24 protein-coding genes and 1 pseudogene are annotated in these 22,930 nt (G+C 72.3%); 14 read left to right on the top strand and 11 right to left on the bottom strand.

What is annotated here, in order from left to right; translation table 11 throughout:
• The first annotated feature begins 284 nt into the window (after nucleotides 1-284).
• Nucleotides 285-1,679: a dihydrolipoyl dehydrogenase family protein gene (locus JM949_RS18350; RefSeq protein ID WP_203149651.1), complete on the top strand. Its 1,395-nt coding sequence runs from the start codon at nucleotides 285-287 to the stop codon at nucleotides 1,677-1,679.
• 26 nt (nucleotides 1,680-1,705) lie between these two features.
• Here the strand turns inward: JM949_RS18350 and JM949_RS37290 are convergent, their stop codons facing one another.
• From JM949_RS37290 to JM949_RS18335, 4 genes are all read right to left on the bottom strand, one after another.
• The gene (locus tag JM949_RS37290; RefSeq protein WP_238433418.1) at nucleotides 1,706-1,909 is read right to left on the bottom strand and encodes a hypothetical protein; all 204 of its coding nucleotides are present in this window, start codon (nucleotides 1,907-1,909) and stop codon (nucleotides 1,706-1,708) included.
• 62 nt (nucleotides 1,910-1,971) lie between these two features.
• Nucleotides 1,972-2,472 (bottom strand): hypothetical protein, encoded by a 501-nt coding sequence (locus JM949_RS18345; protein WP_238433417.1) that lies wholly within the window; start codon nucleotides 2,470-2,472, stop codon nucleotides 1,972-1,974.
• Nucleotides 2,469-2,891 (bottom strand): hypothetical protein, encoded by a 423-nt coding sequence (locus tag JM949_RS18340; RefSeq protein ID WP_203149650.1) that lies wholly within the window; start codon nucleotides 2,889-2,891, stop codon nucleotides 2,469-2,471. Before JM949_RS18340 ends, JM949_RS18345 begins: the two co-directional genes overlap by 4 nt.
• A gap of 5 nt (nucleotides 2,892-2,896) precedes the next feature.
• Nucleotides 2,897-3,364: a hypothetical protein gene (locus tag JM949_RS18335; protein WP_203149649.1), complete on the bottom strand. Its 468-nt coding sequence runs from the start codon at nucleotides 3,362-3,364 to the stop codon at nucleotides 2,897-2,899.
• Nucleotides 3,365-3,466: 102 nt separating this feature from the next.
• Between JM949_RS18335 and JM949_RS18330 the strand changes: the two genes are divergently transcribed.
• The gene (locus JM949_RS18330) at nucleotides 3,467-4,330 is read left to right on the top strand and encodes a copper resistance CopC family protein (RefSeq protein ID WP_203149648.1); all 864 of its coding nucleotides are present in this window, start codon (nucleotides 3,467-3,469) and stop codon (nucleotides 4,328-4,330) included.
• Between the two features lie 135 nt (nucleotides 4,331-4,465).
• A complete protein-coding gene (locus tag JM949_RS18325) occupies nucleotides 4,466-6,871 on the top strand; it encodes a ricin-type beta-trefoil lectin domain protein (RefSeq protein WP_203149647.1) in 2,406 nt (801 codons plus the stop codon).
• Between the two features lie 31 nt (nucleotides 6,872-6,902).
• Here JM949_RS18325 and JM949_RS18320 read toward each other — a convergent pair whose 3' ends face one another.
• Nucleotides 6,903-7,295 (bottom strand): hypothetical protein, encoded by a 393-nt coding sequence (locus tag JM949_RS18320; protein WP_203149646.1) that lies wholly within the window; start codon nucleotides 7,293-7,295, stop codon nucleotides 6,903-6,905.
• A gap of 132 nt (nucleotides 7,296-7,427) precedes the next feature.
• Nucleotides 7,428-7,814, bottom strand: coding sequence for a DUF2267 domain-containing protein (locus JM949_RS18315; protein ID WP_203149645.1), 387 nt, complete (start codon nucleotides 7,812-7,814; stop codon nucleotides 7,428-7,430).
• 362 nt (nucleotides 7,815-8,176) lie between these two features.
• Here JM949_RS18315 and JM949_RS18310 point away from each other — a divergent pair, with 362 nt between their 5' ends.
• From JM949_RS18310 to JM949_RS18300, 3 genes are all read left to right on the top strand, one after another.
• Nucleotides 8,177-8,920, top strand: a complete 744-nt coding sequence (locus JM949_RS18310; RefSeq protein WP_238433416.1) for an SDR family NAD(P)-dependent oxidoreductase — start codon at nucleotides 8,177-8,179, stop codon at nucleotides 8,918-8,920.
• A gap of 227 nt (nucleotides 8,921-9,147) precedes the next feature.
• Nucleotides 9,148-9,570, top strand: coding sequence for an ATP-binding protein (locus JM949_RS18305; protein WP_203149644.1), 423 nt, complete (start codon nucleotides 9,148-9,150; stop codon nucleotides 9,568-9,570).
• Nucleotides 9,571-9,664: 94 nt separating this feature from the next.
• Nucleotides 9,665-10,042, top strand: a complete 378-nt coding sequence (locus tag JM949_RS18300) for a nuclear transport factor 2 family protein (RefSeq protein ID WP_203149643.1) — start codon at nucleotides 9,665-9,667, stop codon at nucleotides 10,040-10,042.
• Between the two features lie 22 nt (nucleotides 10,043-10,064).
• On the opposite strand, the gene JM949_RS18295 is transcribed toward JM949_RS18300, so the two are convergent.
• The 3 genes from JM949_RS18295 to JM949_RS18285 all read right to left on the bottom strand — a co-directional run bounded on the left by JM949_RS18295 (nucleotide 10,065) and on the right by JM949_RS18285 (nucleotide 13,898).
• Nucleotides 10,065-10,535, bottom strand: coding sequence for a molybdenum cofactor biosysynthesis protein (locus tag JM949_RS18295; protein WP_203149642.1), 471 nt, complete (start codon nucleotides 10,533-10,535; stop codon nucleotides 10,065-10,067).
• Between the two features lie 257 nt (nucleotides 10,536-10,792).
• The gene (locus JM949_RS18290) at nucleotides 10,793-12,913 is read right to left on the bottom strand and encodes a PQQ-dependent sugar dehydrogenase (RefSeq protein ID WP_309232216.1); all 2,121 of its coding nucleotides are present in this window, start codon (nucleotides 12,911-12,913) and stop codon (nucleotides 10,793-10,795) included.
• Nucleotides 12,914-12,950: 37 nt separating this feature from the next.
• Complete coding sequence (locus JM949_RS18285) at nucleotides 12,951-13,898, bottom strand: LamG-like jellyroll fold domain-containing protein (protein ID WP_203149641.1); 948 nt, start codon at nucleotides 13,896-13,898, stop codon at nucleotides 12,951-12,953.
• 131 nt (nucleotides 13,899-14,029) lie between these two features.
• On the opposite strand from JM949_RS18285, the gene JM949_RS18280 reads away from it, so the two are divergent.
• The 3 genes from JM949_RS18280 (at nucleotide 14,030) to JM949_RS18270 (ending at nucleotide 16,637) form a co-directional block, all read left to right on the top strand.
• A complete protein-coding gene (locus JM949_RS18280) occupies nucleotides 14,030-15,064 on the top strand; it encodes a LacI family DNA-binding transcriptional regulator (RefSeq protein WP_203149640.1) in 1,035 nt (344 codons plus the stop codon).
• 88 nt (nucleotides 15,065-15,152) lie between these two features.
• Nucleotides 15,153-16,028 carry an alpha/beta fold hydrolase gene (locus JM949_RS18275; RefSeq protein WP_203149639.1) on the top strand — a complete coding sequence of 292 codons (876 nt, stop codon included), beginning with the start codon at nucleotides 15,153-15,155 and terminating at the stop codon, nucleotides 16,026-16,028.
• A 204-nt stretch (nucleotides 16,029-16,232) separates the two neighbouring features.
• Nucleotides 16,233-16,637, top strand: coding sequence for a hypothetical protein (locus tag JM949_RS18270; RefSeq protein ID WP_203149638.1), 405 nt, complete (start codon nucleotides 16,233-16,235; stop codon nucleotides 16,635-16,637).
• A gap of 21 nt (nucleotides 16,638-16,658) precedes the next feature.
• On the opposite strand, the pseudogene JM949_RS18265 reads toward JM949_RS18270, so the two are convergent.
• Nucleotides 16,659-17,832 (bottom strand): annotated as a pseudogene (locus JM949_RS18265) (LLM class flavin-dependent oxidoreductase).
• Between the two features lies 1 nt (nucleotide 17,833).
• Here JM949_RS18265 and JM949_RS18260 point away from each other — a divergent pair.
• The 5 genes from JM949_RS18260 to JM949_RS18240 are packed head-to-tail and all read left to right on the top strand — an operon-like array spanning nucleotide 17,834 to nucleotide 21,762.
• Complete coding sequence (locus JM949_RS18260) at nucleotides 17,834-18,001, top strand: hypothetical protein (protein ID WP_238433415.1); 168 nt, start codon at nucleotides 17,834-17,836, stop codon at nucleotides 17,999-18,001.
• On the top strand, nucleotides 17,974-18,645 hold the full coding sequence (locus JM949_RS18255) for an ABC transporter ATP-binding protein (RefSeq protein WP_203149637.1): 672 nt from the start codon (nucleotides 17,974-17,976) through the stop codon (nucleotides 18,643-18,645). The genes JM949_RS18260 and JM949_RS18255 overlap by 28 nt, the downstream gene beginning before the upstream one ends.
• 14 nt (nucleotides 18,646-18,659) lie before the next feature.
• The gene (locus JM949_RS18250) at nucleotides 18,660-20,066 is read left to right on the top strand and encodes a selenium-binding family protein (RefSeq protein WP_203149636.1); all 1,407 of its coding nucleotides are present in this window, start codon (nucleotides 18,660-18,662) and stop codon (nucleotides 20,064-20,066) included.
• The gene (locus JM949_RS18245; RefSeq protein WP_203149635.1) at nucleotides 20,063-20,692 is read left to right on the top strand and encodes a hypothetical protein; all 630 of its coding nucleotides are present in this window, start codon (nucleotides 20,063-20,065) and stop codon (nucleotides 20,690-20,692) included. Before JM949_RS18250 ends, JM949_RS18245 begins: the two co-directional genes overlap by 4 nt.
• A gap of 53 nt (nucleotides 20,693-20,745) precedes the next feature.
• Nucleotides 20,746-21,762 (top strand): methyltransferase, encoded by a 1,017-nt coding sequence (locus JM949_RS18240; RefSeq protein ID WP_203149634.1) that lies wholly within the window; start codon nucleotides 20,746-20,748, stop codon nucleotides 21,760-21,762.
• A 90-nt stretch (nucleotides 21,763-21,852) separates the two neighbouring features.
• On the opposite strand, the gene JM949_RS18235 is transcribed toward JM949_RS18240, so the two are convergent.
• Nucleotides 21,853-22,704: an alpha/beta fold hydrolase gene (locus JM949_RS18235; protein ID WP_203149633.1), complete on the bottom strand. Its 852-nt coding sequence runs from the start codon at nucleotides 22,702-22,704 to the stop codon at nucleotides 21,853-21,855.
• Nucleotides 22,705-22,930: the final 226 nt, after the last annotated feature.

Genomic DNA, 22,930 nt, shown 5'->3' with positions numbered 1-22,930 from the left:
GCGGTGATCCACTCGCTCTCCCGGACGTCGGGGTGTCCGGGACCGCCGGATGGCGCGGTTTCCAGGAACCCGAGTCGACCAAGGTCGGGCTGGGCAATGTCCGTGGAACCGGGTCGCCAGGTGCGCCGAAGCTGGCAGGCTGGGCTGGCCGCCGAGCGCCAGCGACGGGCACCCGCCCCGGCCCCGGACGCCGGCGGGCATCCCCCCGGCCGCGCGGCACTGGCACCCCCGAGCAGACAGCACCGACGGGCAACCGCCTCGTCGCCGACCAGGAGGAGCGCCCCATGACCGACCGGCCCGAGGAGTTCGACCTGCTCGTCGTGGGCGGTGGCAAGGCCGGTAAGACCCTGAGCATGGACGTCGCCCGGTCCGGGCGGCGGGTGGCCATGGTCGAACGCGGCATGATCGGCGGAAGCTGCATCAACGTCGCGTGCATCCCGACGAAGGCGCTGGTGACCAGCGCGCGGGCCGCCCGCCAACTGCGGGAAGCCTCGGCGCTCGGCGTGCTGGTGGACGGCGGCCGGGTCGACGTGGACCTGTTGCGCGCGCACAAGCAGGACGTGGTCGAGGGGATGGTGGCCGCCAACCGGCAGCAGTTCCTCGACTCCGGCCTGCACCTGGTGATCGGCCAGGCCCGGTTCGTCGGCCCGCGCACCGTTCGGGTGGCCCTCGCCGACGGCGGTGAGCGGCTGCTGCGCGGCGCCGACGTGGTGATCAACACCGGCACCCGGCCACGGCTGCCGTCGGTGCCGGGGATGGCCGAGGCCGAGGTGCTCACCAGCGACACGCTGCTGCGCCTGGATCGGCTGCCGGCCCGGCTGGTGGTGCTCGGGGGCGGCACCGTCGGGGTGGAGTTCGCGCAGATGTTCGCGTCCTTCGGCAGCACTGTCACGCTGGTCGAGGGAGGTCCCCGGCTGCTCACCCGGGAGGACCCGGACATCAGCGACGCCCTGACGCGGGTCTTCGTCGACGACGGCATCGACGTCCGGGTGGGTGTCTCGGTGGCCCGGATCGACCGCGACGCCGACGGCACGGTCCGGGTGACGCTTGACGACGGCAGCCTGGTGACCGGGGACGATGTGCTGGTGGCGGCCGGTCGGGAACCGGTCACCGACGGGCTCGGCCTGGACCTGGCCGGCGTGTCACTCGACGACCGGGGCTTCGTGCGGGTCGACGAGCACCTGCGCACCACCGCCGAGCGGACCTGGGCGGCCGGAGATGTCGCCGGCAGCCCGCAGTTCACCCACGTCTCGCTGGACGACTACCGGATCATCCGGGCGAACCTCGCGGGCGGGCAGCGCAGCACCGCCGACCGGCTCATCCCGTACACCGTCTTCACCACCCCGGAGCTGGCCCGGGTCGGTCTCACCGAGACCGAGGCGCGGCGGGCCGGGTACGACGTCCAGGTCGCCCACCTACCGGTCGCCGCGATCCCCCGGGCGCGGACGCTGCGCCAGACCACCGGCAGGTGGAAGGCGGTCATCGACGCCGGCACCGACCGGATCCTCGGCGCGGCGCTGCTCGGCCCCGAGGCCGGCGAGGTGATCACCTCGGTGCAGTTGGCGATGCTCGCCGGGATGCCGTGGACCGCCCTGCGCGACGCGGTCATCACCCACCCGACCATGACCGAGGGTCTCAACCTGCTCTTCGCCTCGCTGGAGCCCCGCCCGGTCCGCTGAGCGCCGCACCGCTCGGCCCGACGGCGCTACCCGGCGATCTCGTCGCGCACCCGGTGCTGGAAGGCGCGGGCCGCCGCCCCGGTGGGCGGTGGTCCGCCGTGCCGCGCGGCCACCGCCCGACGGATCACCTCGGCCCGCTCACCGGCGTCGATCAACCGCTGGCCGGCCGCCACCTTCGCGAGCCAGACGCCGTCGCGGTACCGGACCAGGGATCGGCAGGCGCCGAGCACCGCGTCCTCGGCACCCGGTGCGGGCCGGTCGTCCGGCGGGGTCGGCAGGGCCAGCCACCAGGTCAGCGCCTCGACGAGCAGCCGGCGCAGGTCGCCGGGGTGAGGTCGGCGAAGACCTCCCCGGCCGGCGGCCCGAGCAGCGCCCGCCCGCTCTGATGCAGGATGCTGCGGTCCAGCCCGTACCAGAAGCGCCCGTCGGCGGCGGGCCGGTCGGCGGGGTCGAGGGTGCGCCGGAACGGCATCGCGGACCCGGTGTTCAGTTCGACCTCGAAGCCGGGCTCCGGTGTTCCGGAGGCGGCCACGGCCCGGTCGTAGCCGACCAGCTCCAGGCCGCGCGCCGGGCAGGGCAGCGCCTCGTGTCGCAGCCGCGCCACCAGCGCGACCTTGGCGGCCTCGGTGAGCGGCCCGGCGCTGACCAGTGCCACGTCCACGTCGCTGCGACCGGGCTGGTAGGCGCCGAGCCCCACCGAGCCGGCCGCGTACGCGCCGACCAGGTCGGCGCCGAGCACGTCCCGGGCGGCCCCGACCAGCTCGTCGAGGTAGCGCTGAAGATCGGCATTCACCCGCCCATCGTGACGTGCGGATGACGGCGACCCGACGCGGGGTCTATCCCGCGTAGAGCAGCAGCAGACCGGCGACGGTGTACGCGACCATCAGCGCCAGCAGCGGGAGTTGGCCGGCCGTTGTCCGCGGTGTCCGGCCCGCCCAGCAGACCGAGGCAGAACCAGGCCGCGGCGAGCAGGCCGAGCCCGCGCAGCGCCCACCGGAACGCCGGCGCGTCCAGGACGCGGGCCAGCCGGCGCGGTACCGGGCTGCCACCGGCCGCGTCCCGGTCGAGCCGGGGCTCGCGCCAGAGCAGGCCCAGCGCGACGAAGGTGACGACGAGGGTCAGCGCGGCGGCGACGACCAACTGGGGCAGCGTGATCGGCAGGTCCTGGCGACCTCCGACGCCGTGTGCCAGCAGCGTGGGAGCGGCCGTCATGCCGCTCAGCGGACCACGAGCTGGAACAGCACCAGCTCGCTCTCGTGCGTCTCCACCTCGAACAGCCCGGTCTGGTCGGTTCGGAACTCCACAGTGCCGGGGATGCCGGCCGGCAGTCGAGCGCCGAGGTCGTAGCCGTGCACGTGCAGCTCGTCGGAGACGTCCGAGGTGACCGTGATCCGGACCAGCTCGCCCTTACCCACGGTGACCCGTCCGGTCGGCGGATCGACGGTGCGCTTCGCGATCGTCACGGTGATCTCCCGGTCCACCGCCGTGGTGCTGGCGGCGGCGCCGGGGGTGGTGGTGGTCGGTGTGGCGCTGGCGACGCCCGAGGGCGCGGCGGAGGTCGGCACCGCCGAGGGGGTGGCCACGATCGGGTCGTCGTCCTGCCCGCAACCGGCGAGGAGCAGGGCGGCGAGGGTGGTCGCGGCGAGGGCCGCACCGGTGCGGGCGACAGGGGTACTGACGAACACGGGCGGACTCCGAACGACGCGAGGGGGCGGGTGTCGGGTTGATCGTCGGGGAGGAGAACTCTACGTCTTGTCCGTCGACGGGGAAATGACCATCATGGACGGATGCGATCGAGGCTCGTCACTGTGGGTAAGGTCCTGAGCTGTGCCGTGGCGACCCTCGTGGTGTCGCTGACGCTGCCCGTCGCCCCGGCGGCGGCGCACGGTCAGCTGGCCACCTCCACGCCGCTGACCGGCACCGTCGTCCGCGAGCCACTGACCCAACTGGCGTTGTACTTCACCGAGAAGCCGGCGGCCAACGCGCACTTCGCCGTCACCGGGCCGGACGGGTCGCGAGTGGACAATGGCTGGTCGTTCGGCGAGCCGAGGCGCCTGGACCAGCCGGTCACGGAGTATTTCCTGGTCAACGGCGTGTTCGAGCCACGGCTCTACCACACCGGCATCCCCGCGATGGTGAGCGTGGCGCACTGGCCGGCGAAGGGCCGCTACACCGCCAGCTACCTCTCGGTCGCCTCCGACGGCGAGGCGGTACGCGGCAGCGTCACCTTCGACTACCAGGGCCGCGGCACGGCGCGCCGGCCGGTTGGACGGCGCCCACGGCGGGGCCGGAGCCGGCCCTGCTCGCCCTGGCCGAGGGGCACGGGTCGACGACCCCGACGGCGACCGGCAGCCCGGTCACGGCGACCGGCGCTGCGGCGGATGATCCGGCCGGCACCAGCGGGGAGCGGCCCGACGGCGGTCTTCCGGCCTGGCTGCTGCCGGCGCTGCTCGTCGTCTTGGTCTCCGCGATCGTGTTGGTGGCGGCCCGCCGTCGGCCCTCGACGCGCGGTGCCAGCACCGCGAACCGTCGCCGGCGGTAGCGCGCCGCACCCGGCATTCTTCGCGTACCGCCTCGAACTTTCGCACGAACATCGGGAACTTTTGATGCATCGAGGCGAAGCCATGGACAGTGGAATCGAAACGCCTTAATGTCTCGACCCATCCACCCGATGTTTCCGCAACGTCACTCGTCGGCGTCGAGAACGTTACGGGGCCGGGCCGACGGCCATCCTCACCGCCGCACCGCGCCGGCCGTCGGACACTCCACTGCCTCCTGGAGGAACGATGGGCACACACCTGCTACGCCGACTCCGTAGACCCACGCTCGGTGCGTTGGCACTCGTCCTCACCGCCGGCCTCTGGGCCGTCCCGGCCAACGCCGCCCCCGCCCAGGAACCGGGCGTCACGCTGCGCGTCTTCGACGTGCAGGTGCCGCTCTCCGAACTCTGCACACTCAAGCCCGCGCAGACCCCGAACGTGGACAAGCTGATGTCCACCATCAACTGGACCTCGGCGGCCGACTTCGGCTTCGAGGACAACTTCGTCTCGCAGGTGCTCGGCAACATCACCACCACCCAGGCCGGCAGCTACACGTTCCGACTCAGCAGCGACGACGGGTCCAGGCTGTCGATCGACAACGCCGTGGTGATCAACCACGACGGGTTGCACGGCGCGACCCCGCCGAAAGAGGGCACTGTCACCCTCACCGCCGGTCTGCACCCGTTGCGCATCGACCACTTCGAGCGCGGCGGTGGGCAGCAGATCACCCTGGAGTGGAAGACGCCCGGTTCGTCGTCCTTCGTGGTGGTGCCGAACTCGGCGCTGAGCACCGACGCCGGGGTGGTCCGGGTGACCGCACCGGGGCGCAAGGAGTGCGAAGGGGTCTCCGACACCCCCGGCGACGGCCTGCCGCTGACCGGCGTGCACCCCGGCTACACGCTCACCAACCTGCGGCCCAGCGGCTTCCAGCCGAAGGTCACCGGCATGGACTGGCTGGCCGACGGCCGGCTCGTCATCAGCACCTGGGGTGGCAGCGACCAGTCCGGCACCTCCCAGGACGGCGAGGTCTGGATCCTCGGCAACACCGGCGGTTCGACCAGCCCCGGTGCCGTGACCACCAAGAAGATCGCCGGTGGCCTGAAGGAGCCGATGGGGCTCAAGGTCGTCGACGGGGTGGTCTACGTCTCGGAGAAGCAGCGGTTGACCCGACTGGTGAACACCGGCGGCGACGAGGTGGCCGAGCGCCTGGAGACCGTCGCCACCTGGCCGTACGGCGGCAACTTCCACGAGTTCGCGTTCGGTCTGCTCTACCAGGACGGGTTCTTCTACCTGAACCTGTCGGTGTCGATCAACTCCGGCGGCGCCACCACCAACCCGCAGCCGGCCACGAACCGGGGCACCACCCTCAAGGTCAACAAAGACACCGGCGCGGTCAGCTACGTCGCCGGCGGCCTGCGCACCCCGCACGGCATCGGCTGGGGCCCCGAGAACGGCATCTTCGTCACCGACAACCAGGGCGGCTGGCTGCCCTCGTCGAAGTTGCTGCACGTCAAGCAGGGCCGGTTCTTCAACCACTACACCAACCCGGCCGGCCCGTTCGACACCGCGACGGTCACGCCGCCGGTGCTCTGGATGCCGCAGAACGAGATCGCCAACTCGCCCAGCACCCCGCTCTACCTGACCAGCGGCAGGTACGCCGGCCAGTTCGTGATCGGCGACGTGACCTACGGCGGCCTGCAACGGGCGAATGTGGAGAAGGTCAACGGCGAGTACCAGGGCGCCCTGTTCCGGCTCACCCAGGGCCTGGAGGCGGGCGTCTCCGAAGTCAACATCGGCCCGGACGGCGCGATCTACGTCGGTGGGCTCGGCGCGGGCGGCAACTGGGGCCAGAGCGGCAAGCTGTCGTACGGCCTGCAGAAGCTCACCCCGAACAGCACCACCGCGTTCGAGATGCTCGCGATGCGGGCCACCACCACCGGCTTCGAGGTCGAGTACACCCAGCCCGTCTCGGCGGAGACCGCCGCCGAACTGGCCGCGCGTTACAAGATCAAGCAGTGGCGGTACGTGGCCACCTCGGCCTACGGCGGCCCGAAGATCGACGAGGAGACGCTCACCGTCACCTCGGCCACCCTCTCCGCGGACGGCAGGAAGGTCACCCTCGTGGTGCCCGGTCGCAAGGCCGGCCGGGTGGTCCACCTGCGCTCACCGCGCCCGTTCAGCTCCACCAGTGGGCAGTCACTGTGGAGCACCGAGGCGTGGTACACGCTCAACTCCATCCCGGGCAGCCCACCGCCGCCGACCGGCGGCACCATCACCGGCGTCGGCGGCAAGTGCCTCGACGTCGACAACTCCGGCACCGCCGACGGCACGAAGATCCAGCTCTACACCTGCAACGGGACCGCCGCCCAGTCGTGGACCCGGGTCGGTGACACGTACCAGGTGCTGGGCAAGTGCCTGGACGTGGACAACGGCGGCACCGCCAACGGCACGAAGGTCCAGCTCTGGACCTGCAACGGCAGCGGCGCGCAGGTCTGGCAACCGCAGAGCGACGGGTCGATCCGCAATCCGCAGTCCGGCAAGATCCTGGAGGCCGCTGGTGGCAGCACCGCCAACGGCACCCAGATCCAGCTCGGCACGTACTCCGGCGGCGCCCACCAGAAGTGGGTGGTCAGCGCCGGCGTGACCGGCTGACGTCGAACCAGGGGCGCGGTCTGACCGCTGGTCAGGCCGCGCCCCGACGCAGCTCACCGGCGAGCAGGGCGTACAGCGCCAGCGCGGCGGCGAGCACGCCGGTCACCGCGATGACGAATCCACGGTCGACACCGGCCGGCGCCGACCCGACCCCGATCGCCAGCGCCGCGAGCGCTGCCAGCACCATCAGCAGGCGGGCCCCGTCCTCCAGGCGGCGAGAGCGGCGTCGCGCCGCGAGCATGATGGTCGACGCGCCGAGCGCCCCGGCGCCGCCGATGATCGACCAGGACAGCGCGAACCCGCGGGTCGGCCCGTCCAGGGCGGCCACCCCGGCGTACGCCAGCACACCGAACGCCACCACCAGCAGGCCGCCGTGCAGCCGGGCCCACGGCCCGGGCCGACCAGCCGAGGTATCCGTCGTCATCGCCGCACCTCCACCGTCGCCGGACCGGCCTGCCGACCGCTCGACCGGTAACGCACAGTAGACCCGGGGCCGCAGCGGTGCGCCAGGGACCGAACGGCCATCGGTGCGGGGTGCCCGGTGCCGGGGCGGCGGTCAGGGGCCGTGCGGCAGTGGCTGCGCCAGCGCCCGCAGGTCGGCTGGGAGCTGGGCCACGGCCTCCTCGAACTCCCGGTGCCCGACCACCCGGTGCATGGTCTGGAGCACGGCACGGGCGCCCCGCTCGGCGGCCGGGCGGTCGATCCCGGCACGGTCGGCCACCCGGCGCAGGAACTCGTCGTAGCCGAACGCTTCCGGCGGCTCGGCGGCCTTGGTCAGCAGGGGGCTCAGCTCGCCAGCCAGGTGGGGGGCCAACGCGCCCGCCTCGGCGCCGCTGAGCCGCTCGGTGAGGGTCCGCAGCACCGCCTCGGTCAGTGGGCGGGCCTGCTCGGGCGGGACGCCTGCCCGTGCCGCAACCTTGTCGACGAACGCCAGCTCGGCCATGCCCCCGCCCTTCGGTTTCGGAGACGCGTGGCTACCCGAGCCCACCGCCGGCAAACCCGGCAGCCCACCGTGCGGGCGTTCTGCTGGTTGCTCCGCGCGGTGCCGTCCCTTCTCGTACGGTGAGGTCGGACCGGGAACCCGGCGGCCGCTCGACGGCGGCCCCGCGCCGCAGGAGGAGCACCATGGCGGTCGAGCTGCCCGACGTGATCGACAGGTAATTCCGGGCCGCCAACGACCGGGACCTGGACGCTTCCCCGGCAGCCCGAGCGAGTTGCGGTACCGGTTCACGATGCGCGACGACCTGATCGGCGCCCTGGACATCCGACCCTAGGGGCGACCGCTCCACCGACCGGGAGGACCACATGCCGCGAGTCTGGCTCGTCACCGGCTGTTCCCGAGGTCTCGGCCGAGCGCTCGCCGAGGCCGTCCTGGCCGACGGCGACCAGCTGGTCGCCACCGGTCGCAACCCGGCCCAGCTCGACGACCTGGTCGACCGGTACCGCGACCAGGTCCGGGCGGTGGCCCTCGACGTCACCGACCCGTCCGCCGCGCGGGCGGTGGCGGACATCGCCGTGCACACGTTCGGCAGCCTGGACATCCTGGTCAACAACGCCGGTTACGCCGACGTCGCCGCGATCGAGGACATGCCGGAGGACGACTTCCGTGCGCAGATCGAGGCCAACTTCTACGGGGTGGTCAACCTGTCCCGTGCCGCCCTGCCGACCATGCGGGAGCGGGGGCACGGGCACATCGTCCAGATCTCCAGCGTCGGCAGCCGGGTCGCCAGCACCGGTCTGGGCGCGTACCAGGCGGCGAAGTGGGCGGTCAGCGGCTTCTCCGCGGTGCTCGCCCGGGAGGTCGCCGGGTTCGGGATCCGGATCACCAGCGTCGAGCCCGGCGGGCTGCGCACCGACTGGGCCGGCTCGTCGATGAGCACGTTGCCGATCAGCGAGCCGTACCGGCCGGTCATCGACCCGGCCGTGCGGCGGCTACGCGAGGCGAACGGCAACCAGCCCGGTGATCGGCCCGGGCCGCCCAGGCGATCATCCAGATCACCCGGGTCGACGACCCGCCGCTGCGGTTGCTGCTCGGCGCCGACGCCGTGACGGCCGCCGCGGCAGCCGCCGAGACCCTCGCCGCCTCCGACGCGCGGTGGCGGGAGCTGAGCGAGTCCATCGGCTTCGACCCGGCCCCCTGACCGGGCGCGACGACAGACCGACGATGCGTGCTCGGGCCGGCCCGCTGACGATAGACCCCGAACGGACGAGACGGCCAAGGGGTCGGTGGGTGACATGATGTGGCGGCAACAGCGACGAGGAGGTTTCCCGGCCCGATGGCGCAGCTCGAGGCACGGGAGGCGGTGGTCGAGCAGAGTGCGCCCACTCGCGCGACGGACACCGTGGCGTACCGGGTGGCCACCGACGTGCGAGCGGTACGGGCGTTCGTCAGCGCCTGGGCGCTCGCCCGGGGCCTGCCGGCCGACCGGGTGGAGCTGCTCACGCTGGCGGTCAGCGAGCTGGCCACCAACACGTTGCAGCACACCACGGGCGGCGGTCGGGTACGGCTCTGGGCCGAGTCGGGCCAGCTGTTCTGCGACGTCGTCGACCAGGGGCCGACCCGGCCGCTCGGTCGGGGCATGCCGGCCGCCGACGCGGTACGCGGCCGCGGGCTGGCGATCGTGGAGCAGGTCTGTGACGACGTCGCGGTGCTGGCCAGCCCCGGCGAGACAGTCGTACGGATTCGCCTGAGCCTGTGACGCGGCGGCGATCCGCACCCGTTCGGGTCACGGTGGCTGCCACAATGCGGACAGCCCGGGCCACCGGGCTCGACCCGACCGGGAGGACGGTCCGATGCCGGACAGCGCACGCGAGGCCGAGCTGCTCGACGCCGAGCGCACCCTCCAGGCCGCCCAGCGGGCCGGCGACGTCGCCGCCCTCGACCAGTTGCTCGTCGACGAGCTGATCGCCGTCGGCCCGGACGGCCGTGCGTACACCAAGCAGGACGACCTGGCCGGGTACCGGGACGGCCGCTCGGTGGTGCGGGAGTTGGTCGAGGAGGAGTTGGACCTGCTCGTGGTCGGGCCGACCGGGGTGACGTTCTTCCTGGGCCGGGTGTCCGGGGTGTTCGAGGGGACGCCGTTCGCGGCGCGCCTGCGCTACACCCGGACCTGGGTGCACGACGACCCGCACGGCTGGCGGGTCCTGGCCGCGCACATCAGCCCGGTCTGAGTCAGCTCTCGCCCTCGTCTCCTCAGTTCACGAAGGCGTTGATCGGGCCGACCCGCAGGGTGCCGTCGTTGATCGGCGTACAACGGATGCCGCCGGTGGTGCGCAGCGCCTTCCACGTTCCCGGCCCGACGGTGACGTCCATCCAGGCGCACGGTCGGGCCGCCCGGTTGACCCGCAGGCTGACCGGGCCGTCTCCGGAGTCCAGCACCAGCACTCTGCCGATCAACTCGTCCACGGCTATGCCTGCGGTGAGGATGTTGCGGCGAACCTCGGCCAGACCGATGTCGGCCGGCAGTGACTCCTGGGCGATGACGGTTACGCTGGCGTCGCGGTGCGCCTGCTGGCCGAAGTACCGGTCGCCGACGATGCCGAGGCCGGCCCGGATCCGGACCGCGTCGACCAGCTCGCCCGGCGGGGCGGGCGCCGGGCCGTCGGCGGGCCGGCCCAGGAAGCGGTGCACGGGCGAGGCCAGCAACTCGACGATCTCCGGCATGGCAGGAATTGTACGAAGCGACCGGGTCCCGCGGAGCAGGTCGACGGATGACCCGCCTACACGACGTGGACTTCACCGGCACCTCGTTGTACGCGGCGGGCTGTCCCTCCGGGCGCGCCCGGCGGTGACCGACGGTCACGCCCGTGGGGGCGGATGCGGTAGTGAGCGGTATACCTCAGAGTCATGATTATGACTCTGAGGTATACCGCTCAACGGCACATCGAGATGGCGGGCCAGCCGAAGCGGCTGGCGAGGGTCTAGCCCGACCGCGACCCGGTTCCGGCGGGCGTGCCGGTGACGGCCAGGTGGCGCAGTCGGCCCACGTTGTCGAACGAGCCGAACCCGACCCGCCCGGAGCCGAAGGTGGTGTCCGTCGCGGTCAGCAGCGGGTCCTTGTGCCCGTCGAGGTAGACCGCGATCTCGCCGGTGGCCGGCAGGTGCACCACCCGGACCCGGTGCCAGTCGGCGTCGGTGATCGCCGGGTTGGCCCCCCGGGACCGGCCGTTCCACTGGTGGTCGATGCGCTCCCGGTCGGCGTTGTCGACCTTGAAGATGCCGTTGTGCGGATAGATGGTGTTGTCGGTGGAGAGGTGGGCGTAGTAGAACTCGGTGTCCGAGCGCCAACCAAAGACGATGATCACGTCGCGGTTGGTGACCTCCACCGGGGTGTCGAGTCGTACCGTGGCGTCGACCTGCACCGACGACCACGACGGGCCGGCGGTCAGCACGGCGTACTCGAACGGCCGGCGCGGGCCCGGCCGGCTCTCCCCGGCCTCGGCGAGGATGACCTGGTCGCGGGTGAACTGCCACTTCGACGGGGTCACCGGCGCCCAGTTCGATGCCCCGGCGGTGCGGCGCAGCGTGGTGTCGCCGACGTCGCCGCTGGCGAACTCCCGGGTGCCGGTGACCTTCCAGATCTTTCCGTTTGCCTTGGCGACGAGGTACAGCTCACCGGCGGCGTCGGTGCCGAAGCGCAGGTCCACCCGGTTGGGGTCGCCGGGCGCGCCGGGCCCGGAGAGGTCCCGCATCCGGACCGGGCCGCCCGCGGTGTCGAAGAGCGCGAGCTGGTGGATCGGGGCCAGGCCATGCCCACGCCGCATCTCGTTCGTCTCGGTGTAGAACACCCGACCGTCGACCAGGTCACCGAAGACGTACTTGCCGCGCAGCGCGGGCAGCGCCCGCCCCCGGTAGACGAAGCCACCGGCCACCGCGACACCGACGTCGTCGGTGCAGTTCCAGCCGGCGGCGGGGTCGTGGTCGTACGCGGCGACCGGGTAGGTGTAGCCGTACCTGTCGTCGTCGGCGGGCAGCGGGAGCAGCCGGTCGCAGGGGCTGGTGGCCGCCTTGTCGAAGACGAAGGAGCCCTCGCGCTCGCTCCAGCCGAAGTTGTCCCCGGCGCGGACCTCGTAGATCGCCTCGACGGCGTGCTCACCGATGTGCCCCAGGTACATCCGGCCGGTCGCCCGGTCCCAGCTGAACCGGTGCGGGTCGCGGAAACCGACGGCATAGATCTCGCCGAGCGCGCCGGCCCGGCCGACGAACGGGTTCCCGGGCGGGATGCCGTAGCGCCCGTTGGCCGAGTTGGTGCCCCGGGGGTCGATCCGCAGCAGCTTGCCGTGCGGGAGGGCCAGGTTCTGCGGGTCGGTGTTGCGGGCGCCCTGGCCGCCGTCGCCGACCGCGAGGTACAGCAGGCCGTAGTCGCGGTCGTGGCGCTTGGCCGTGGGGTTGAAATTGATCTCCTGGATGCCGTGCACCTGGCCGCCGAAACCGATCCGCAGCACCTCCCGGTGGGTGCCGGCGAAGGTGGCGGCGGCGGGATCGGTCGCCGTCCACTCGGTGATCACACCGTGGAAGAGCGTGTTGGGCTGGGCGTAGTCCGGTGTGACTGTCGTCGTCGAGGCCAGCTCGGTGTGGATGGTGTAGAACCGGCCGTTCACGCCGAACTCCGGGTGGAAGGCGACGTACCCGAAGCCCTGGCCGAGCCCACGGCCGGAGAAGAACTGCGGCGCGAACGTCGCCGCCACGTCCAGGTAGACGTGCGGCGAGCCGTTCTCGACCAGGTAGAGGTTGCCGTTGAGGTCGGGCACCGCCCGCCGGCCGGAGCCGTCGGGCAGCTCCATGATGGTGTTGATCCGCGCCGTCCGCATGAGCCGCGGATCGGTCGGGGCCGGAGTGGGGTACGACTGCGGGAGGCTGGCGTACTCGCTGAGCACCAGCCCGATCCGGGACTGGATCGGCATCTCGGGGATCGGGTCGTCGACCGCGTCGGCGGCCCGGGCGGGTGGCGCGAGCAGGCTGGACAGCACCAGCGCGAGGGCGGCCAGGCCGGCGGTCAACGCGGATCGGCGGGTCCGGCGGCGGCGGTGGGGGTTGAGCACGCGTGTCTCCTTCTCGGTGGGACGGTGCCGAGGGTGGTCAGCGGGCCAGGTGGCGGTACTGCCTCCGCACGTCGGTGGCGGAGACCACGCCGTCGAGGAACATCAGGCCGTCCATCCGGCAGTCACAGGGGTTGCGCTCGGTGGTGTTCTGCGGGAAGCTCCCGCCGATCTTGATGCCGCGCGGGTCGGAGGCGGTGGTCACGTGCGGGCCGGGCCCGGACACCAGCCACGGGTCGTCGGTGCGGGTGTAGAAGCCGTCCACCGCCTCGCCGTTGCGGTAGAGGGCGAGGCCGCCGGTGTCGAAGTCGAAGGTGGCGGCGAGGTGCACCCACTCCCCCACCGGCAACAGCTCGCGCCAGTCCCGGTTGGCGGCGAAGGTCTGCGAGTTGCCGCCGTCGAGTCGCCGCCCGAGCGCGACCAGGCGCAGTTGCCCGTCGACGTCGATCAGCTCCAGCAGGGCCCGGACGCCGTGACCGTCGGAGTCGCCGGTGAGCACCCCGGCCAGCCCGATCGCGTTGTACCGGTCGGTGGGGTCGGGGGTGGTGGAGTTGGGCAGCGGGCTGTCCATGTTCAGCTTGAACCAGCCCATCACGGTGCTGCCGGTGGTGGCGCTGAAGGCGCGTAGGGTCCGCACCCCGCTGGCCGAGAAGGTGCCGGCCTTCCAGTCGTCGTTGCCGGCCACGGCGGGATCGACCTGCCGGGTCTGTAGCGCGTTGCGGCTGCCCCGGTAGGCGCGGTCGGGCACCCGCATCGCGGCCCCGCCGTTGACCAGCTCGATCTCGGTGCCGGAGCGGCCCTGGTCACGCTCCAGCGCGGGGTCGCCCGGCACCGGATGGTCGAAGTCGTACGCGGCGACCAGCTGCGCGCGCAGCGCCGGGTGGACGTCGTGCGAGATGCCGCGCTCCGCCTGGGCCGGTGGCGCCCCGGCGCCGGTCAGCGCGCCGATCGCCAGGAGGGAGACGGCCGCTCGTCGGGCCCTGGACATGGCTGTCACCTCGTTTCGCGGCATGCCGATGCCGGTCGCGTAAGCGCTTACGTAAGCGCTTACGTACCCTAGGCTTCGATGAATGCCACTCGCAATAGATCGGGTGACATGGATGTTCCCGGAGGGTTGCGGTGCCCAGGGCCAGCCAGCGGCCGCGGCTCGCGGACGTCGCCGCACACGCCGCCGTCTCGCTGGCGACCGCCTCCCGGGCCCTCGCCGGCCGCGAGGGCGTCAGCGCCGAGGTGGCCGAACGGATTCGGCAGATCGCGCACGAGCTGGGATACGTCGCCAACCCGTACGCCCGCACCCTGGCCGGCGGGGCCAGCTCCACCGTCGGGCTGATCGTCCACCAGATCGACGACCCGTACTTCGCCGAGATCGCCGCCGGAGTCATCCAGTTCGCCGCCGAACAGGGGCTGCTGGTGCAGATCTGCCAGTCCGGCCGCGACCCCGGCTACGAGTTGCAGCAGCTACGCCACCTGATCGCCCAGCGGGTCGGCATCGTCCTGATCAGCGGTTCCGGCTATGACGACCCCCGCACGGAGGTTGCCGCCCGTGCCGAGCTGGCCGCGTTCCAGGACCACGGCGGGCGGGCCGCCGCCATCGGACGGCACGCGCTCGGCATCGACGCGGTCCTGCCGGACAACGAGGCCGGCGGCCACGCGCTCGCCCGGCATTTGATGGATCTCGGCCATCGGCGAATCGCGGTCGCCGCGGGTAGCGCCACTCTCACCACTGTCGCCGACCGGCTGGCCGGAGTGTCGTCGGCAGCGCGGGAACGCGGGCGGCCCCCGGACGACCTCGCCGTGGTACACGGCGACTTCACCCGCGCCGGCGGGCGGGCGGCAGCCGAGCAGATCCTCAACGAACACCCGGAGACGACCGCGATCATCGCGCTCAACGACGCGATGGCCATGGGTGTGTTGTCGACGCTGCGGTCCCGCCGGGTGCCGGTGCCCGCGCGGATGTCGGTGGTCGGCTTCGACGACGTGTCCGTGGCGGCCGACCTCGCGCCCAGCCTGACCACCATCCGACTGCCGATGACCGAGATGGGCCGCACCGCCCTCACCCTCGCCCTGAAACCCCGGTCGACGCGCCCCCGCCGCCGTCCCACCGGGCACCTGCTGGTGGTCCGCGACTCGACCGGCCCCGCACCGCGAAGCTGACCAGACGCGCCAAAGCCCGACCACGCCAGCTCCGGCTCTGGCACCGTCGAGGACGCCCCACCACGCGTTTCGTCAGGAGAGAGAGATCATGACCGAAGTCGCCGTACGACACCGGACGGTCGCGGTCGACGGGATCACGATCTTCTATCGCGAGGCCGGGCCCGCCGACGCACCGGTGGTCCTGCTGCCGCACGGCTACCCGTCGTCGTCGTTCCAGTTCCGCCACCTACTGCCCGCGCTGGGGGATCGCTGGCGCGTCGTCGCGCCCGACTACCCCGGCTTCGGCTACAGCGACCTGCCCGACCCCGACCGGTTCGCGTACACCTTCGACGCCCACGCCGACCTGCTCCGGCGCTTCGTCGAGACGCTGGAGCTGACCCGCTACGTGATCTACCTCCAGGACTACGGCAGCCAGTTCGGCCTGCGCCTGGCGCTGGCCGCGCCGCAGCGGGTCGCCGGCCTCGTCATCCAAAACGGCGACATCTACCCGGACCAGCACGGGCCCAAGTACGAGCCGCTGAAGCGATTCTGGCGGGATCCCACCGACGCCGGCCGGGAGGAGCTGGCCGCGGCGATCAGCGAGGAGGGCTTCCGGCGCGAGTTCCTGGGCGAGCTGCCGGACCGGCTGACCGACCGGGTGAGCCCTGACCTGTGGCGGCTCTCCGGCGCCCTGGTGACGGACTCGCGTCGGCGGGACGCGTGGCTGCGCCTGCTGGCCGACCAGGGCAGCACCGTCGCCTGGTTTCCTCGCCAGCAGGAGTACCTGCGCACCCACCGGCCACCCGCGCTGATCGTCTGGGGACCGCACGACGGGTACATGCCGCAGGGCGCGGCCCGCGCCTATCTGCGCGACCTTCCGGACGCCGACCTGCACCTGCTCGACGGCGGGCACTGGCTGCTCGAAACGCACCTCGACGAGGTCGTCCGGCTGGTCCGCGACTTTCTCACCCGTCTCCAGCACTGACCGGATGGCGGCACACCCGGCCAGCGCCGCCCGGACCTCCCGCTCCGCGGGTGACACCTGCGTGTCGGGCTCGCGACCATCACCCAGACCCGCGACGACCAGGCGTTCGTCGTACACGTCGTGGTCTGGGACGCCACCGGCGTCTGACCTCGCGGCGTGGAACGGCTGTTCCGACCGGGGAGGGCCGCAGGGGATGATCGCTGGGTGACGGCGACGAGGGGTACCCGGGCACTGCTCGGTGTGCTGTTCCTGGCGGCGGCCACGGTCGGGGCGTGGCTGCTCTGGCTGGGCTGGGACGACGAGTACACGGTCGACGCGGAAACCGGCGCGAGCAGCGGTCCGTACCAGCCGTGGCAGGTGATCGGCTGCGCGTTGACGCTGGTGCTGCTGGCCGCGCTCGCCGGGGCGCGGCTCAGCCCGTGGCTGGTGGCGCCGGTGATGACGGTGGCCTTCACGGCGGCCTGGTCGTGGCGAGCGGCGTCGACCGACGACAGCGGGTTGTGGGTGGTCGGCGGAATCCTGGTGCTGGTCGCCATGGCGGTCGGCAGCACCCTGGTGAGCCTCGCCGGACGGCGGATCGGCCGCCGGATGGCCGGCCGACCCACCTAGCAGCGGCGGTGGTACCGCCGGTCAGCGGGCGGCGGCGGGTTCCGGCGCGAGGGCACCGGCGAACGGGATGTCGACGTGGTCCGGCGCGCCCGGCGAACCGTCGGGGTGCCGCCACAGCCCTCGGTCGCGCAGGATCGGCAGCACGCCCTCACCGAACCAGTACGCCTCCTCCAGGTGCGGATAGCCGGAGAGGATGAACTCGTCGATGCCGAGCGCGTGGTACTCGGCGATCCGGTCGGCGACCTCGGTGTGACTGCCCACCAGGGCAGTGCCGGCCCCGCCCCGGACCAGCCCGACCCCGGCCCACAGGTTGGGCGCGACCTCCAGGCCGTCGCGGGAGCCGCCGTGCAGGTCGAGCATCCGCCGCTGCCCCTCGGACTCGCTGCGGCGCAGCCCCTCCTGCGCCGCCCGGATGTCCGCCTCGGAGATCCCGGCGAGCAGACACTGGGCCTGCGCCCAGGCCTGCTCGGCGGTGTCCCGCGCGATGACGTGCAGCCGGATGCCGAAGCGCAGCTCGCGCCCGGCGGCGGCGGCCAGCGCCCGGACGCGATCCAGCTTGGCGGCGACCAGGGCCGGCGGTTCACCCCAGGTGAGGTAGACGTCGCTGTGCCGCACCGCGACCGGCAGTGCGGCGGCGGAGGAGCCGCCGAAGTAGACGGGTGGCACCGGGTCGCAGTCGGTGCAGCCGCGCCTGTTCGACGCGGACGTGCGGGCCGGCGTGGTCCACCGTCTCACCGCGCCAGAGCGCCCGCACCACGTGCAGGAACTCGTCGGCCCGCGCGTACCGGGCGTCCTTGTCCAGGAAGTCGCCGTAGGCCCGCTGCTCGTGCGACTCTCCCCCGGTCACCACGTTGAGCAGCAGTCGGCCCCGGGACAGCCGCTGGAAGGTCGAGGCCATCTGGGCGGCCAGCGTCGGGGACAGCATTCCGGGCCGGAAGGCCACCAGGAACCTGAGCCGCTCGGTCACCTCGCTGAGCATCGCCGTGCTGAGCCAGGCGTCCTCGCACCAGGCGCCGGTCGGGGTGAGCGCGCCGACGAAGCCGAGCTGCTCGGCGGTGCGGGCGACCTGCCCCAGGTAGGCGACGCTGGCCGGGCGGGCGCCTCCGGCAGCACCGGTGGGCACGCCGTGGCCGCCGCCGACGATGTCCCGGCTGTCGCCGTTGGTGGGCAGGAACCAGTGGAAGGTGAGGGTCATCGTGGCTCTCTCCGTCGCGGGAGTGGTCGGCGCGCGGGAGTTCAGCCAGACCGACGTGGTGGTGCTCGGCCTGGTCGTCTACGCGCTGCTCGGGCTGATATCCGACAGTGCGCTGCGGGTGCTGGAGAGGAGGATGTTGACATGGCGTCGCGGACTGCGGGCCACCTGAGCGGCGCGACGCCGGTGCTCACCGCCCACGGGGTGGGTCGGGCGTTCGGGCCGAGCGTCGTGCTGGCCGGGGTCGACCTGACCATCGCCCGCGGTGAGGTCGTGGCCCTGCTGGGCGGCAGTGGCTCCGGCAAGAGCACGCTGCTGCGGATCCTCGCCGGGTTGGACGGCGAGGCCAGCGGCACGAGCGTGGTGCACGGCACCGCCGCCGTCGTCTTCCAGGAACACCGTCTGCTGCCGTGGAAACGGGTGGCGGACAATGTCGGGCTCGCCGACCGGCACCGCGCCTGGCCGACCGAGTTGTCCGGCGGGCAGGCGCAACGGGTGGCCGTCGCGCGGGCCCTGGTCCGCGAACCGGATCTGCTGCTGCTCGACGAACCGTTCGGCGCCCTCGACGCGCTGACCCGACTACGGATGCAGATCCTGCTGCGTCGGCTACGCGCCGAGCACGGCTTCGCCGCCCTCCTGGTCACCCACGACGTGGAGGAGGCGCTGCTGCTCGCCGACCGGATCCTGCTGCTCGACGACTGCCGCATCGCCGCGGAGCTCCCCGTCGACCTGGCACCCACCCGCACGCCGGACGACCCGGCCTTCGGCGCGCTGCGCCGTCACCTGCTGGACCGGCTCGGCGTTCCCACCCCCTGACGAGCGGAGACCTGATGACCCGCTGGACCCCCGACCCGACGTTCTACCCGTCCCCCCGCGAGGCAGTGACAGCGCCGGCGGAGAAGCTCGCCTACCTGGCGGCCTTCGACCGTACGGCGAGCCGCCCGGACGCCATCGTGGTGCTGGACACCGACCCCGACTCCCCCGACTACGGCCGGGTCGTCGGCTGGACCGACCTGCCCCACCCCGGCGACGAGCTGCACCACTTCGGCTGGAACGCGTGCAGCAGCGCGCTCTGCCCGACCGCCCCGCACCCGCACGTCGAGCGGCGCTACCTGATCGTGCCCGGCCTGCGCTCGTCGCGCATCCACGTCCTCGACACCCAACCCGACCCGCGGCAGCCGAAGGTGGTCAAGGTGATCGGGCCGGAGGAGCTGGCGAAGCGGGCCGGCTACTCACGGCCGCACACCGTGCACTGTGGCCCGGACGGCATCTACCTCTCCGCGCTCGGCGGCGCGGACGGCGCGGAGGGCCCCGGCGGCATCGCCATCCTGGACCACACCACGTTCGAGGTGCGCGGGGCGTGGGAGGCCGACCGGGGCCCACAGTTCCTGGCGTACGACGTGTGGTGGCATCTGACCCAGGACGTGCTGGTCACCAGCGAGTGGGGCACCCCGTCGATGATCGAGGACGGCATCATCGGTGAGTTGCTGCTGGACCGGCGCTACGGGCACGCCATCCACTTCTGGGACCTCGCGAAGCGCCGGCACGTGCAGCGGGTCGACCTGGGCGACGCGTACCAGATGCCGCTGGAGCTGCGCCCGGCGCACGACCCGTCGAAGTCGTACGGATTCGTCGGGGTGGTGATCAGCGTCGAGGACCTGTCCGCCTCGATCTGGCTGTGGCACCGCGACCGGGACGCCTGGGCGGTCACCAAGGTGATCGACATTCCGGCCGAGCCAGCCGACCCGACGGGCCTGCCCGACCTGCTCAAGCCGTTCGGCGCGGTGCCCCCGCTGGTGACCGACATCGACCTGTCCGTCGACGACCGGTTCCTCTACGTCTCCTGCTGGGGCACCGGCGAGCTGCGGCAGTACGACGTCACCGACCCGCTGCACCCGGTGCAGACCGGCTCGGTGCACCTCGGTGGAATCGTCCGCCGCACCGCGCACCCGGCGGCACCGGACGAGGCGTTGGCCGGCGGCCCGCAGATGGTGGAGGTCAGCCGGGACGGCCGGCGGGTCTACGTGAGCAACTCGCTCTACGGCGCGTGGGACGACCAGTTCTACCCGGACGGGGTGGGCGCCTGGTTGGCCAAGCTGGACGTGGACGTCGACGCCGGTGGGCTCACCCCCGACGTACGGTTCTTCCCGCACGGGGAGGAGTTCCGGGGACTGCGGGTGCACCAGACCCGGTTGCAGGGCGGGGACGCGTCCTCCGACTCGTACTGCTTCCCGTGACCGTCACCACCCTGGCGACGCTGGCCGCGCTCGGCGCGTTCCATGGTCTCAACCCCGCGATGGGGTGGCTGTTCGCGGTGGCCCGAGGGCTACAGGAGCGCAGCCAGGTGGCGCTGCTGCGCGCCCTGCCGCCGATCGCCGCGGGGCATCTCGCCTCGGTGGGGATCGTCGCCGCGCTGGTCACCGCGACCCGCTCGGTGACGGCCAGCACCGCCCTCGCGGTGGTCGGTGGCGTGCTGCTGGTCGGGTTCGGGCTGTGGCGGCTGCTCTCCGAGCGGCACTTCCGCTGGGCCGGGATGCGACTGTCGGCGGCGCAGCTCGCCGGCTGGTCGTTCCTCATGTCGTCGGCGCACGGCGCGGGGCTGATGCTGTTGCCGGTGCTGGTGGCCCAACCGGTGCGCGGCGGCCACTCCGGACACCTGGCCGCCGCGCCGGTGGGTGCGCTGTCCGGGCTCGCGGCGGCCGGGGTGCACACCGTCGCGATGCTCGGCACCGCACTGGTCGTGGCGATGCTGGTCTACCAGGTGCTCGGGGTGGGTGTGCTGCGCCGGGCGTGGTTCAACGTCGACCGGCTCTGGGCCGGGGTGCTGGTGGCGGCGGGGCTGGTGACGCTGCTGCGGGCGTGACCGCCGATCGGCTGACCATCGTGGACGGAGCCGATCTGTGTTCTCATGTCGTCATGATCACCCCGACTCCCCTCATGCGCCTGGTGGCCGGCGTGTGGGGGTTCAAGACTCTCGCGGCCGGCGTCGAACTCGGTCTGTTCACCCGGCTCGCCGGGGGTCGGACGATGACCGTCGAGCAGGCCGCCGCCGAGTTCGGCCTGGCCGACCGTCCGGCGGACCTGCTGCTCGCAGCGAGCGCCTCGCTCGGCCTGCTGGAGCGGGCCGGCGACGGTTACCGCAACTCGGAGTTGGCCGAGCAGTTCCTGGTGGAGGGCAACCCGTACTACTTCGGCGCCCAGGTCCGCTACTCGGACCTGCGCACCTACCTGCCCTGGCACCGCATCGGTGAGGCGTTGCGCACCGACCGACCGCTGACCTGGGACCCGCAGACGCAGCAGTCGATGTTCGACACCACGGACCCGGAGATGCTGGCCCAGTTCTGGGACGCGATGTTCGCCACCTCCAGCTTCACCGCCGCCGCGTTGGCCGACGCGTACGACTTCTCCGCGCACCAGCGGCTGCTCGACGTGGGCGGTGGGGCCGGCGCGTTCCCGATCGAGTTCTGCCGTCGCCTGCCCGAGCTGCGGGCCACCGTCCTGGACCTGCCGCACGTCTGCGTACGGGCGCGGGAGCGGATCGCGGAGGCCGGTCTGACCGGGCGGATCGAGGCGGCGGCCGGCGACTTCCTGGCCGATCCGGCGCTGCCGGACGGGCACGACGTCATCCTGCTCAGCATGATCCTGCACGACTGGGACGAGCCGACGAACCGGGCGCTGCTGGCCCGGTGCCACGCGGCCCTACCGCCCGGCGGGGCGATCGTCGTCTGCGAGCTGCTGCTCAACGACGAGCGAACCGGGCCGCCGGAGGCCGCGCTGATGGGGATGAACATGCTTGTCGAGACCGAGGGCGGCCGGAACTACTCGGGTGCCGAGTACGCCAGCTGGCTCACCGCCGCCGGCTTCGTCGACGTGCGTACCGTGCCGTTCGACGCCCCCGGCGCCAACGGCGCGGTGGTGGCCCGGCGGGCGTGACCGACGCCGACACCCGGCCCCGGTGCGAACCGTGGGCCGGGTGTCGCGGCGCCCTTACCGCGCAGGTGTCCGATCGGCTACCGGGACGGGTCAGGCGCGAGCCTTGGCCGGCTGCTTCATGAAGTCCATGATCGCCTTGTTGATGTCGTCGGCGTTCGTCCACGGCAGACCGTGCGGCGCCCCCTTGAGCGTGACGAGCTGCCCGGTCGGCATCATCGGCCCGAGCCGCTGGCCGGTCACCGGGTAGGGAAGCACGTTGTCCTTGTCACCCTGAACGATCAGCACCGGAATGTCGACCTTCGGCAGGTCGGGGCGGAAGTCCTCCTGCCAGGCGGTCACGCTGTCGTGGGTGCCCTTCGCGGAGGCCATCGCACCGATCTGCCAGTGCGCCCGGTACGCCTCCTCGCTGACCAGCTTGCCCTTGTTCTCGCTGTAGTTGAAGAACGCGTCGCAGAACTGGGTCAGGTAGGCGAACCGGTCCTTGATGATGGCGTTCTGGAAGCCCTTGAAGAGGCTCCGGTCGACGCCCTCCGGGTTGTCGTCGGCCTTGGCCAACATCGGTTGCAGCGGGCTCAGCAGCACGGCCCGGCTGACCCGCTGGGAGCCGTAGTTGCCCAGGTAGCGAATCACCTCGCCGGTGCCCATCGAGTGCCCGACCAGGGTCACGTCGCTCAGGTTCAACTCGGTCATCAGCACGTCCAGGTCCGCCGCGAACGTGTTGTAGTCGTACCCGAACGTCGGCTGGGCCGAGTTGCCGAAACCGCGCCGATCGTAGGTGATCGTCCGGTATCCGGCGTTCAGCAGGACGTTGGTCGTCTTCTCCCAGGTCGCCCCGTTGAACGGGAAACCGTGAATCAGCACCACCGGCTTACCGGATCCGTGATCCTCGTAGTACAGGTCGATGGGCGCGGAGTTTTCCGTCCCCACGGTGATGAAAGGCATGTTTTTCTCCTGCTCCGGTCTGGGCTGTCGGACGCCAGCGCTTTCCCGCCGAGTCGTCGGATATGCCGGCCACCGGGACCCCCTCGACGGTCGCCCGCCATCGACATTTATCGACGCCATCGGTACGCTCCCCGGTAGGAAAGTTTCGGCGTACGGGAGGTGGGCATGTCCCGACGAATGCGCGCGCGGGCCGCCGCGCTGGCGCTCGCGGCAGCCGCGCCCGTGC

Origin of the sequence: Micromonospora tarensis (genome assembly GCF_016803395.1) — a bacterium.
Lineage (GTDB): Bacteria > Actinomycetota > Actinomycetes > Mycobacteriales > Micromonosporaceae > Micromonospora > Micromonospora tarensis.
The sequence above is the reverse complement of the archived record's forward strand: the minus strand, read 5'-3'. Positions and strand labels throughout refer to the sequence as shown.

Coding starts and splice junctions, on each gene's coding strand:
- JM949_RS18350 (WP_203149651.1), top strand. CDS start 285: ATGACCGACCGGCCCGAGGAGTTCGACCTGCTCGTCGTGGGCGGTGGC.
- JM949_RS18340 (WP_203149650.1), bottom strand. CDS start 2,891: ATGACGGCCGCTCCCACGCTGCTGGCACACGGCGTCGGAGGTCGCCAG.
- JM949_RS18330 (WP_203149648.1), top strand. CDS start 3,467: ATGCGATCGAGGCTCGTCACTGTGGGTAAGGTCCTGAGCTGTGCCGTG.
- JM949_RS18325 (WP_203149647.1), top strand. CDS start 4,466: ATGGGCACACACCTGCTACGCCGACTCCGTAGACCCACGCTCGGTGCG.
- JM949_RS18320 (WP_203149646.1), bottom strand. CDS start 7,295: ATGACGACGGATACCTCGGCTGGTCGGCCCGGGCCGTGGGCCCGGCTG.
- JM949_RS18315 (WP_203149645.1), bottom strand. CDS start 7,814: ATGGCCGAGCTGGCGTTCGTCGACAAGGTTGCGGCACGGGCAGGCGTC.
- JM949_RS18310 (WP_238433416.1), top strand. CDS start 8,177: ATGCCGCGAGTCTGGCTCGTCACCGGCTGTTCCCGAGGTCTCGGCCGA.
- JM949_RS18305 (WP_203149644.1), top strand. CDS start 9,148: ATGGCGCAGCTCGAGGCACGGGAGGCGGTGGTCGAGCAGAGTGCGCCC.
- JM949_RS18300 (WP_203149643.1), top strand. CDS start 9,665: ATGCCGGACAGCGCACGCGAGGCCGAGCTGCTCGACGCCGAGCGCACC.
- JM949_RS18295 (WP_203149642.1), bottom strand. CDS start 10,535: ATGCCGGAGATCGTCGAGTTGCTGGCCTCGCCCGTGCACCGCTTCCTG.
- JM949_RS18285 (WP_203149641.1), bottom strand. CDS start 13,898: ATGTCCAGGGCCCGACGAGCGGCCGTCTCCCTCCTGGCGATCGGCGCG.
- JM949_RS18275 (WP_203149639.1), top strand. CDS start 15,153: ATGACCGAAGTCGCCGTACGACACCGGACGGTCGCGGTCGACGGGATC.
- JM949_RS18255 (WP_203149637.1), top strand. CDS start 17,974: ATGGCGTCGCGGACTGCGGGCCACCTGAGCGGCGCGACGCCGGTGCTC.
- JM949_RS18250 (WP_203149636.1), top strand. CDS start 18,660: ATGACCCGCTGGACCCCCGACCCGACGTTCTACCCGTCCCCCCGCGAG.
- JM949_RS18240 (WP_203149634.1), top strand. CDS start 20,746: ATGATCACCCCGACTCCCCTCATGCGCCTGGTGGCCGGCGTGTGGGGG.
- JM949_RS18235 (WP_203149633.1), bottom strand. CDS start 22,704: ATGCCTTTCATCACCGTGGGGACGGAAAACTCCGCGCCCATCGACCTG.